The 10,675-nt window shown below is 43.0% G+C and carries 10 protein-coding genes, 1 tRNA gene and 2 pseudogenes; 4 read left to right on the forward strand and 9 right to left on the reverse strand.

The annotated features are described in order from the left end of the window. Positions 1–134: 134 nt before the first annotated feature. Together ACYTXL_RS24590 and ACYTXL_RS24595 are read right to left on the reverse strand one after the other, a co-directional pair. Positions 135–269, reverse strand: coding sequence for a hypothetical protein (locus ACYTXL_RS24590; RefSeq protein ID WP_461927005.1), 135 nt, complete (start codon positions 267–269; stop codon positions 135–137). A 29-nt stretch (positions 270–298) separates the two neighbouring features. Further along, positions 299–460: pseudogene (locus ACYTXL_RS24595) on the reverse strand (IS701 family transposase); the annotation flags it as partial. A 155-nt stretch (positions 461–615) separates the two neighbouring features. On the opposite strand from ACYTXL_RS24595, the pseudogene ACYTXL_RS24600 reads away from it, so the two are divergent. Then, positions 616–824: pseudogene (locus ACYTXL_RS24600) on the forward strand (ParA family protein); the annotation flags it as partial. A 3-nt stretch (positions 825–827) separates the two neighbouring features. Here the strand turns inward: ACYTXL_RS24600 and ACYTXL_RS24605 are convergent. The 3 genes from ACYTXL_RS24605 to ACYTXL_RS24615 form a co-directional block, all read right to left on the reverse strand. Continuing rightward, positions 828–1,292 carry an AAA domain-containing protein gene (locus ACYTXL_RS24605; protein WP_461927014.1) on the reverse strand — a complete coding sequence of 155 codons (465 nt, stop codon included), beginning with the start codon at positions 1,290–1,292 and terminating at the stop codon, positions 828–830. A 180-nt stretch (positions 1,293–1,472) separates the two neighbouring features. After that, positions 1,473–1,580 carry a GxxExxY protein gene (locus ACYTXL_RS24610; protein ID WP_461927006.1) on the reverse strand — a complete coding sequence of 36 codons (108 nt, stop codon included), beginning with the start codon at positions 1,578–1,580 and terminating at the stop codon, positions 1,473–1,475. A gap of 31 nt (positions 1,581–1,611) precedes the next feature. Beyond that, positions 1,612–4,818: a glycoside hydrolase family 15 protein gene (locus tag ACYTXL_RS24615; protein WP_461927007.1), complete on the reverse strand. Its 3,207-nt coding sequence runs from the start codon at positions 4,816–4,818 to the stop codon at positions 1,612–1,614. A gap of 828 nt (positions 4,819–5,646) precedes the next feature. Between ACYTXL_RS24615 and ACYTXL_RS24620 the strand changes: the two genes are divergently transcribed. Next, positions 5,647–5,877 (forward strand): hypothetical protein, encoded by a 231-nt coding sequence (locus tag ACYTXL_RS24620; RefSeq protein WP_461927008.1) that lies wholly within the window; start codon positions 5,647–5,649, stop codon positions 5,875–5,877. A 494-nt stretch (positions 5,878–6,371) separates the two neighbouring features. On the opposite strand, the gene ACYTXL_RS24625 is transcribed toward ACYTXL_RS24620, so the two are convergent. Together ACYTXL_RS24625 and moaC are read right to left on the reverse strand one after the other, a co-directional pair. Continuing rightward, entirely contained in the window at positions 6,372–7,667 is a 1,296-nt protein-coding gene (locus ACYTXL_RS24625) for an ABC transporter ATP-binding protein (RefSeq protein ID WP_461927009.1), read from the reverse strand. A 219-nt stretch (positions 7,668–7,886) separates the two neighbouring features. Continuing rightward, positions 7,887–8,396 carry a cyclic pyranopterin monophosphate synthase MoaC gene (moaC, locus tag ACYTXL_RS24630; protein WP_461927010.1) on the reverse strand — a complete coding sequence of 170 codons (510 nt, stop codon included), beginning with the start codon at positions 8,394–8,396 and terminating at the stop codon, positions 7,887–7,889. A gap of 34 nt (positions 8,397–8,430) precedes the next feature. Between moaC and ACYTXL_RS24635 the strand changes: the two genes are divergently transcribed. Continuing rightward, a tRNA-Arg gene (locus tag ACYTXL_RS24635) sits at positions 8,431–8,504 on the forward strand. 102 nt (positions 8,505–8,606) lie between these two features. Beyond that, complete coding sequence (locus ACYTXL_RS24640; protein ID WP_461927011.1) at positions 8,607–8,978, forward strand: hypothetical protein; 372 nt, start codon at positions 8,607–8,609, stop codon at positions 8,976–8,978. Here the strand turns inward: ACYTXL_RS24640 and ACYTXL_RS24645 are convergent. Next, positions 8,975–9,988, reverse strand: a complete 1,014-nt coding sequence (locus ACYTXL_RS24645) for a glycosyltransferase family 2 protein (protein WP_461927012.1) — start codon at positions 9,986–9,988, stop codon at positions 8,975–8,977. The genes ACYTXL_RS24640 and ACYTXL_RS24645 overlap by 4 nt on opposite strands. 14 nt (positions 9,989–10,002) lie before the next feature. Further along, a partial coding sequence (locus tag ACYTXL_RS24650) for a C40 family peptidase (protein WP_461927013.1) occupies positions 10,003–10,675 on the reverse strand: 673 nt, incomplete at its 5' end.

Here is a 10,675-nt window from a genome sequence, read left to right on the forward strand (position 1 = left end):
AGCAGCGAGGGCAGGGAGCAGGGTTGGAGTTGGTAATGAGCGATGGATGATAATCGGGTTCTAACCCACCGCATTGGCGCACTCGTCATAGTCAACGTCAACGCCAATGTCAGCATTCTGGCAACGGGCTGCACTCATGCTTTTGCCTCCTCCAATGAGAAATATTTTTCTCGAATCGTCTGGCTGTGTTCCCGTAAAGCCACATCCGATGAATTGCACAACTGGTTCAGTAAGGTGTCAATCTGCTTCAGTGCTAGCGGCGAGGGCATCGCATGTCCATTTTCCCAGCGATTGATGGTGGTAATTTAAGCAGTTGTTCGGAATGAAGACTAACCATTAAATAAGCACTACAAACAATTTCCCACCACTTCTCAATTTGTGGATAATGAGTTAAATGAAAATCTGCCCAACCTAATTCATTCTTACTTTGTTTTAAACCATATTCTAAACCCCAACTTTGCTAACTGTATTTTCATCTGAGGGCGTAATAAGGTTTGAGGGTTGCTTTACTCCCGTCCCCTAGAACTTATATTCTTCTGATACACTTCAATAAACCGGAAACTAAAACCGAGTCGGTTGACCAAACCTCAACGTATCTTCTAGGAACAAAAGCCAGTGTCAACTTCTGACAAACAATGCCGCATTATTGCCTTGTTGAACCAGGCGGGTGGTGTCGCCAAATCGACACTGACCCAAAATTTGGGATACCACCTCTTCAAACGAGAACACCGCGTCCTTCTCATCGACATAGACCCTCAAGCAAGCTTAACCAAATTCATGGGGTAGTGCCATCTCAGTTACAAAAAACCGTTGCTGATGCCATACATTCAAGGCTCACGAAGAGTGCGAATCTCTCCATGTTGCCGAATGTGTTCAACTAACCGCTTGGTTTCACCGCCAGCTAATTCTAGTTCCCTGAGATTACCCACCAAAATAAACAATTTCCTTGCCCTACTAACGGCTGTATTCAGTAAATTAGGTTTCCCGTTAAGGAACCAAAAACTATGCTCTTGGTGGCACTGGTAAGGAGAGAAGATAATAGCTGCTTTTTCTCCCCCCTGAAAGGTGTGAACTGTGCCAATATCATCCCACGAAAAGTTTCGCCAACGGTTAGAGAGTCTATACCTCAGCGCGTTGGCTTGATGCGAAAAAGGAGACATCACTCCAATTGTCTTTGATTTGTCGGCAGCGTCAAGATCGTAGCCATGCTTAAGCAAGGACGCGATCGCAGTTTCTACGGCAACCGCTTTCTCCGCCCTTCCAATAAACTTATCCGGAAATGAGAACTTTATTTGCCTGAAACCTAGCCCTGGACAGGGTTTTAGAGATTATTGTTTCATTTTAGCTAAAAAGCTTGCTAGGTAAGGGTTTCAGCTATTTTAAGCTTTATTTGTGGATAGGTCTAATGATTATCATTATTGTTTGAGCGTAGTTTCTTGGTTTTTGTTGATTCATTTATTCTTTGGAAGTCCCTAATCCAAGCACACCTCATAAGCCGATTCCAACAAACCAGGCCCCAAAGCAGTATGCATCCTCATCGCACAACCAATAATCACCCCACTCAACTCATTCTCTCTCATCCTCTACGGTTTCCTTTGCGTTCCTCTGCGTTTAAAAATCTTTCACAAACTCTGTTAAAAAGCGGAAAGCCTTTAAAATATAACTAACGCAATCTCTAGGAGAAGTATTGTAAAACGATCGCCACGCACTAGCCTTATCCTCATCATAGCGATCGCTGCGATGAGTATGGTTTTCTAACCATGCTAATCGCACTGCATGACCAATCAACACATCTAATACTATATATCCTTCGATTTGCAGGTTAGGATTATTGGCAGCGATCGCAGCTAATTCTCTTAATGCTTCAATATTAACTTGGCGATATTCTGGAGCTTCGATTTTATTCAGCAAATGCTCAACCAAGAGAGCAAAATTTCTTTCACCTGCTGTCATTTCTGACAACATTATCTCACTATCTAAACGATTGCGGCGCTCTAGTTTATCGCCAATTACTAGACCCTTGCAATGTTGCATTAATAGCCAAACTTGCTTAAAAAATTCTTTTGGTACGCGCCCCGTCGCACCCTCGGCTTGGCGAAACCGCCGCCAACCGCCTGGTATTACTTGTATTTCTTCTTCTATTGCTGGTGACACCACCCAAGCAATATCACTTTCTTTTTGCTTGACGTGCAGTGATTCTTGCTGGCGCAACAGGTTACTCATACCAGTATATCCAGTTAATACCTGACGCAAGCGCATTTTTACTTCAAAGGGTGAAAGTTGCATTAAGTGATCATAAGCTTCATCTTGAGTGACATGCAATTCCCGCGCTAGTTCGCTGGTGATCAATAAGATGAGATAGCCGACTCTCAGCGTTAGTAGTCCTTGAAATAGTTCGGATTCTGAGCGAATCAAGATACCAAGATAGATTAAAATCTCTTGGGTGAGGACGCGATCGCGTATATCCTCACGACAAAAATGATTAATTTTATCGGCAATTTCATTATGGGACATGGGTACGGTAATCAAGGACGCTTCACTGTAAGCTTTACCCACAGCAATTTGCTTACCCCGTACCAAAATACTCGTCACTGCATCTGATAGGCTGATATCAACCATAAGCCGTAACCCCGCAGCTTGGCGTACTACTGCCCAAATAGCTAAATCTCCAGCTTTGGTGTAAACTTCATCTAGTAAATCAGCTACGGTGACGGGATATCCTGGTTCACCGTACCCCGTATCAAATTGCATTCCCTGCAAGCGAGTTAAAGTTTGCAATAACTCAATTTGCTCGTAGATATTCTCTGATGAGCCTAAGTGAGAAAGTAATAACCCAAAGTTGGTTTCGCATTCCATCTGAAATTCTTGGGTATTTCCTAAGCGCCAGTTTTTCTCAGGATGATAAGCCAAATAATAGCAACGTGGGCTAGCATTTTTCACTGGCGATCGCGAAAATTCTGCATTTGGGAGAAAATCAATTCTTTGGATTCCAGATGTCAGCATTAGCTGATTTAGCCGCCCTAATTTCACCCGCACACCGTTACAAACACCATCTTTCAGTTCTTGCATTAATTCTAGTAATGCCTCAGAACCGATTTCTAACATGGTATGCGTCAACATTAAAGTCAGAGTAGGACGCCCTAAATCGTTCCAATATTTTTGAATATAAGCTAGTTCGCTTCTAATTTGATCTACCAAAAAATGGTAATCAAGGGTTAAGTAAAACTGTTGAGAGTCAGAAAATGAAGGCAGAAATACAATTGTTTCGCCGCGAATCCGAAAGATTCTAGATGTTGTTAAACTCCGCAACCGCCGCGCTGGACGCCCAGTTAAACCAAGTTTATTGTTACTTCCAATTTGGGTATAAATAGCGGAAAATTCTTCAGCTTTTCTCACCTGAATCGGTTCTACTTGGGTAGGCGTTTGTGTCTCAATACCGTGAACTTTTAGTTTTGTCTGTAAATCTTCATCTTCTGCTAATAAAGCAATTTGAACCAATGCCTCGCGCTGTTTTCCCACACACAAATGTCTTCCTAAAGGGTCGATATCACCAACCGCCAGTAACCCTTCACTCAACATTTCACTGAGAAAATATAAACTCTGCGCCCACACCAAGGGAATGTTTTCATTGGGTAAACGTGGTTGCGTTTGGGGTGCTAATTTTTCGGCTTCTATGTTTTCGGCTGGAACATAATAAAGTTCTGGCAATAAATGTAAGCCATCTTGTTCTATAAGTAATGATTCTAAAATCTCTTGGTATTTTTTAACTTGCTCTTGCTCGCCGCGAAATAATCCATCTAGAACTAAATAAGTGAAAAATAACGGCCATTCGCATTCAATATGTTCAAATTGCTTAAGTTCCCACGGTTCGTAGTGTAAGCGTTGATGATCTTCTAAAACGGTTTGGTGTCCATCACGCAGAAAGCGTTTGCAGCCGTATTTACCTGCCAGTTTATTGATAATATCGTTAAAGGTGCGATCGCGTAACTCCAAATCTTCGACTGCAAAGGCAGGATAACTAATAATACTTAACAGTGCTGCATCAATTTCTTTGGAACCAGATTCTCTCGGTAATAGTGATTCTAAAGTAATCCGGGCGCGGGCGATTTCATCTGGCAGCACATGAATTACCGATGCTTGACTACCACGCACACCAAATAAATCCAGTCCGTTGATAGCTTCTAAAGCAGCTTTTGCCATACCTACGGAACTAGCGTTTAACTCAGCACTACCACGATTAATTTTATTACCACGTTCCCAAATGCCATAATCTGGGGTGCGGTAAGCTCGTCCAATGTAGTAAACCAAATTTTGGACGAAATTCACTTCATCAATCGTATAAATTATTTGCAATCCGGCTGCGGTCATCTGCGCCAACATCAGTAAAAATATAGATGTGGCATCTAGTTGCAAATGTCCCCATTCGTCATCACCAACAACAATATCGCCAGTCGCAGTATTATATTTAGCGTGCAGTCCATCCAGTAGCGACTGAGTATGTTTAAATGTCTCTACTTTATGAGCCTGTCGCATCATCGCAAATAGCAACCCGCGCATCAGTTTGATTACACTGTGTTCTAGTTCATAAGTGCGTCCTTTGTCGTCGTCAATCTTACGGTATGCAAGTCCTAAACCCCAAACTGCCAAAATGCTGTAAACGTTGTCTCGTACCCAGGCATCAGTATAATCGCCGTGGGCTGTAATCGCTGTACTCGCAGGTAGTAAACCAGTAATTGGATTCTGCCGAGTCAGGATGATCATTTTGATTTGCTGGTAATAATACTCCAGGCGGGCTAGCAATTCGGTAGATGTTTTCATGATTTGGTTCAGAACTACTTGCAAAATTCCACCCTATGACTGCGAAGTGAATTACCTAAACCAAGCCAGAACAAATCGGCGATGGGATAACAGCCAAGGGTAGTGTGAGTTTATTATTATCTCGTGTTAATCGGTTTCTGGGTACTTAATTTTAGCGATCGCCAACTAAAATATGATATTTGTTCAAACCTTCATTAATTATGTAATATTTTATACTTAAAATTTCAGTTATTTTAAGGCATCAAAAATTCTTTTTGTTGATAATTTACGTTAGATAAACGAGTAATAACTTAAGTTAAATTACGTATATATTCGTAACTATTATACCTTTGTAATATGACTTCTGCACAGTAGTGAGAAGAAAAGTCATCTTTGAGGGACGGGTTAATTTGCAACATTTAAAAGGGCATGATTCGCAAGGATTACCCAAAGGAGTTGCTTTTTTATGCACCACCATTTTAGCCGCTATCCGTATTAGTAGGAATGTTAATGCATAAGGGACTTCCAAGAAATAAATTACTACTACTTGTGGGGTGGGCGACACGAGAGCCTTTGGTTACTGGGCGGGCGAGACGCCCACCCCACAATAAATAGTTGGATATTTTTTTATTTGGAAGTCCCTAAGTCCTAATGCCAAAATAATTTAAAAAATTGATGGATTTGGCGAATCCCAATATTCTTAGCCCGGATTTCTCACCACAATTCTCAAAGCCTTATGAAGTCTAGATTCCGGTTTTTCATACTGCGTCAAAAAATAACCGATCAAAAATGCCCAAAACATTTTCTGGGTAAGGATTACGAGGAGTGCGATCGCAGGACTTGTGAGAAATGCGGGTTAGTAGCATTGCCAGCAAGTGGATAAATCAGCCACATGGAAACGCCTGTGATACATCATGCAACTTATGTTTGCGAGATTATCAAAACCTTGCTTATCACGGCTTATTAGACTGGCGACTAGCTTTAGATATGGCGCAATTAGTGTTATCAGCCTCATCTGCAATTGATCTCAATTCTCCCATTAATAAGTCTTGGGGAGAATATACACCGTTTTGGGATTAATAAATGTGAAACCCCTGTAAAGAGAACAGGCGACAAAAGGGTAAAAAACCATGCACCAGCAACTTTATAAAAAAGTTGTAAATAATATATTTAATATCAAGGCTACTTTTTTTACCTCAGTATTAGCGATCGCAACCGATTATCTAGTTTAAATGTACTACTTGATCACAATTTAGATGCGTTTGCCCTGCGCTGAACTACTTCAAAGTAAATGATTTCCTTATCTTCGTAATAGACATCTCCGAAAAAGAATGGAGAGACGTAGCGTTGGTACGTCTCTACAAGGGTTCCGGGTAACGCATATTTACAGCAGTTTTCATGTATTTGAACCACATCTGTCGTAGGGGCACAGCATTGCTGTGCCCCTACCGCGTGGTCTATTTACCTGAAAATAGCTTCGCGTAGCGGCACGTAGTGCGGACACCCATCCCACAAGAAAATTTGGGATGTTTTATTTATTTGTCAGTTCCTTAGTAATTACTAAATGATTGATTCTAGGGAAATATCGCTAACTCAGTTTCTGGGTCAAAAAAGTGAATTTTCTCTGGAGTTAGTGATAACCATAATTGCTCACCAGCTTGTACAAATCGGTCTGGTGGTATTCGCACTTGTAGGTAATTAGCTGTAGTAGTAGGTTGAGATCCGGGTTCAGCAATTTTAACAGCGAGAAAGGAATCGTTGCCGAGATTCTCTACCAAATCTACTTGCACTGGGAGATTTTTCGTGGCAGGCATACTCAAGTTTAAATGTTCGGGGCGAATACCTAAAATTAGAGTTTTGCGATCATATTTTTGTAGGGCATTTCCCCAGATTTGTGGAAGGGTGAAACGAAACTGGGAATAGGTAATTAATTGCGGCGCATGAAATTCTACAGGAATAAAATTCATCGGTGGTGAACCAATGAACTCTGCTACAAAAAGGTTGGCAGGGCGGTTGTAAAGTTCTAGGGGAGAAGCAACTTGCTGAATTTTACCCTCAGACATAATTGCAATGCGATCGCCCATTGTCATCGCTTCTGTTTGATCATGGGTAACGTAAATTGTCGTTGTCCCCAATTGGCGCTGCAATTTGACAATTTGGGCGCGAGTTTCTGCCCGCAGTTTGGCATCTAAGTTAGAAAGTGGCTCATCCATTAAAAATACTTCCGGGTCACGCGCGATCGCCCTTCCCAATGCAACCCGTTGTCTTTGTCCCCCAGAAAGCTGTTTGGGTAAGCGATTCAACAATGTTTCGATTTGCAACAGTTGAGCAACACTACGTACCTGCTCATCCACCGCCCGTTCTTTGTCAGAAATATAACGGAGTCCTTTAGGTAACTTTCTTGTCGCCCCCACAAAAAGATTTTCTCCCCAGTTGGGGAGTGGGGAATGCTGATTTTCCCTATTCCCTAATTCCCTACGGCGTAACCCAAAGGCGATATTGTCATACACCGTCATGTGAGGATAGAGGGCGTAATTTTGAAACACCATTGCGATGTCGCGTTCCTTGGGTGGTAGGTCATTGATCAAGCGATCGCCTACCCAGATATTGCCTCCAGTCATCACTTCTAACCCGGCGATTAACCTTAACAGGGTGCTTTTACCACAACCAGAAGGGCCAACCAGCACCATAAATTCCCCATCTGCGATCGTCAGGTTAATCCGCCGCAAGACGTTGACACTTCCCGCACGCTCTGGCGCTGCATCAATTTTTTCCCCAAGCGTGAGGGAAGATTGAGTTTGTGAGGTCACACTTTCTCCTTGACGCGAGGAAAAACTTTTATAAACGTTTTCTAAAACAACTTGGGACACAACTGTTAATTATTGTCATTGGGTATGGGGCATTGGTCATTAGGTTGAAAAAAAGACAAATGACAAATGACAGTTTAGCGCAAAACTACACGCTAGTATGGGCAATTCATGTAGACGAAGGCTGACCACAGGGTATTGCCCCTAAAAAGAAAATCATGATTTCGGCTATTGTTTACGTAAGTCCTACAAGAGTCTGAAAATGTCTTTAATTTTGAATTTTTATTGCTTTGGCGCGGAATAATCTCCTGATTTTCCGCCACTCTTACTGATTAAACGAATTGATTCAATTTGAATCGACTTTTCTAAGGCTTTTGCCATATCGTATAAAGTCAGTGCAGCCACGGAAACGGCAGTTAACGCTTCCATCTCTACACCAGTTTCAGCTTTGGTTTTGACTGTGGCTTGAATTTGATAACCAGGTAGTTGCGGATCGGGTATAATCTCAACTGCGATTTTTTGCAAAGGCAACGGATGACACAGAGGAATTAAAGTGGCTGTTTGCTTGGCTGCCATAATCCCAGCCAATCTTGCAGTTGCTAACACATCTCCTTTTGGCACATTTCCAGCTTGAATGGCAGCGAAGGTGGCTGGCAGCATCCGCACATTGGCCTCGGCTACTGCTTGGCGGATGGTGGCTACTTTGCCAGACACATCCACCATCTGTGCCTGTCCTTGGTGATCTAAATGGGTTAAGTTGGCAAAATTAGATGGAAAATTATCTTGCGTCATTTGGTTAGAATGTGTTAATATTGATTATCGGTGAGGGCGTGTAGCTCAGTGGACTAGAGCACGTGGCTACGGACCACGGTGTCGGGGGTTCAAATCCCTCCTCGCCCGTTTTTGAAGGTTAAAAGTTGAAAGTTAGGAGTGAGGAACTTTGATTCTTCACTCCTAGCTTTTAGGGGACTTCCCAATAATAAAAACATCCCCAATTTTCTAGTGGGATGGGTGTCCCCACCCGTCCCATATTTAGGGCGGGCTTTCCTGCCCACCCTACTAGAAGTAGTTGAGTATTTATTTATTTGGAAGTTCCTTTACGGCATAGGGGTAAAGGAAGCAACTGTTAGGGCTTTCCCTCTCTTTTTCATTAATTCTCAATGCCCAATACTTCTCTACGAGAGGCTGCGCCAACGACTTCTCTACGAGACGCTACGCGAACGCTACTTCGACCCTTCTCTACGAGACGCTACGCGTAGCTTGCTTCCACGAAGTGGTACGGCAAAGCTCAGGGCAACGCGTCCCTCAGTACCCTTCGGCAAGCTCAGGGCAGGCAAAGTCAGTACAAGTGCCCAATGCCCATTGTTACCTTAGTCAACATTTTTTGCTACCACCTCTCGCACCCGATAGATAGGCCGTCCTTGGGATTCATGATATGTACGCATCAGCAATTCTGCCAAAAGTCCAAAGCAAAACAACTGCACTCCAGTTACTAGCAGGAGAACTGCTAAAATCAGCAAAGGGCGATTGCCAATCATCTCACCTAAAGCTAATTTGACGAAAGTCAAGTAAATTCCGATCGCAGTCCCTGAAACCATTGAAATCAAGCCCAACAGCCCAAAAACGTGCATCGGGCGGGTGAGGAATTTTTTCATAAACAGAATGGTTAACAAATCCATCAACACGCGGAATGTCCGCCAAATCCCATATTTACTGCTACCAAAACGACGGGCGTGATGACGCACTGGGATTTCGGTAATTCTAGCTCCTTCGATGTACGCCAAAGCAGGTAAAAATCGGTGTAATTCCCCGTAGAGGTTCATATCTGCCAGCAGTTCGGCACGATAGGCTTTCAGCGAACAGCCATAGTCATGAATATTCACGCTAGTAGTGCGGCGAATTAGCCAATTGGCAATTTTGGAAGGAAGTAACCGATTGACGGCGCCATCTTGACGTTTTTGCCGCCAACCACTCACCAAATCGTAACCCTCGTCCAGCTTTGCTAATAACATGGGGATATCAGCCGGATCATTCTGGAGATCAGCATCTAAAGTAACGATCGCTTTACCGACTGCATAATAAAACCCCGCAGCCATAGCCGCAGTTTGTCCGTAGTTGCGACGCAAAATTACCGCCTTTAAATCAGTGCGGATTTGCGCTTCTTGCTTGAGAAATTCCCCAGAACCATCTGTAGAACCATCATCCACACAAATGATTTCATAATTTATCTGACAAGAGGATAAAATAGATACGATCGCCTCTAGTAAAAGCGGCAAACTTTCCACCTCGTTATGTATCGGTACCACCACCGAAACATCTGGGACAATTGCTGAAATCGCCCCATTCTCCCCAGTCAAGCCTTCATAAACCAACCTACTCCTCATATATCTGTGCGTCCTCAGCGTCTCTGTGGTTCGTAACTCTTAAAAACTCTACCAGCACCTCGCAGCTGCTGATAGTACGACTGACTAACCGCATCTCCCTGTTCCGAGAGAATATCAATCCCCATACCATCCCGTCCCTGCTCTTTCCCAGAACTATGGATATAATAACCATCTGCCAAATAAAGTCCGACATGAGTTGCTTTTTGGCTAGTTCCAAAAAATACCAGATCCCCGGCTGCTAATTCTGCAATAGTAATTGGTTGGGTGAATCCTTCCTGTTGATAGGCATCTCTAGGTAGCCAAATACCCACCGAAGCAAACGCCGCCTGCATCAACCCCGAACAGTCATAATTTGGCCCAACCGTACCACCCCAAAGGTAATAATTTGATTGTTGCATCGCTTTTTGGGTAAAGGCGATCACCTCTGGTAGGAGTTTTTTAATCTCAGATTTAGAAAATGTTGCAGCCTGATAAGGTAGAGTAGCAGATTGTAATGAATCAAAATCGGAAAGCGATAGCCATCCAGAATAATCATCTTCACATAAATACACCTCAACCACTGAATTTTGATGATTTGATGTTACCCATAAATGTCGCCCAGAGGCGGCTTGAGTTGCTAAACGTGTACATTCAGGAGAATCATATAAATTTACGTCAGCTAAACACTGATACTCCTCTGATTTGGGA

The sequence above is a fragment of the Nostoc sp. genome (genome assembly GCF_054880495.1).

Coding starts and splice junctions, on each gene's coding strand:
- ACYTXL_RS24620 (WP_461927008.1), top strand. CDS start 5,647: ATGCGGGTTAGTAGCATTGCCAGCAAGTGGATAAATCAGCCACATGGA.
- ACYTXL_RS24610 (WP_461927006.1), bottom strand. CDS start 1,580: ATGAGAGAGAATGAGTTGAGTGGGGTGATTATTGGTTGTGCGATGAGG.
- ACYTXL_RS24615 (WP_461927007.1), bottom strand. CDS start 4,818: ATGAAAACATCTACCGAATTGCTAGCCCGCCTGGAGTATTATTACCAG.
- ACYTXL_RS24590 (WP_461927005.1), bottom strand. CDS start 269: ATGCCCTCGCCGCTAGCACTGAAGCAGATTGACACCTTACTGAACCAG.
- moaC (WP_461927010.1), bottom strand. CDS start 8,396: ATGACGCAAGATAATTTTCCATCTAATTTTGCCAACTTAACCCATTTA.
- ACYTXL_RS24645 (WP_461927012.1), bottom strand. CDS start 9,988: ATGAGGAGTAGGTTGGTTTATGAAGGCTTGACTGGGGAGAATGGGGCG.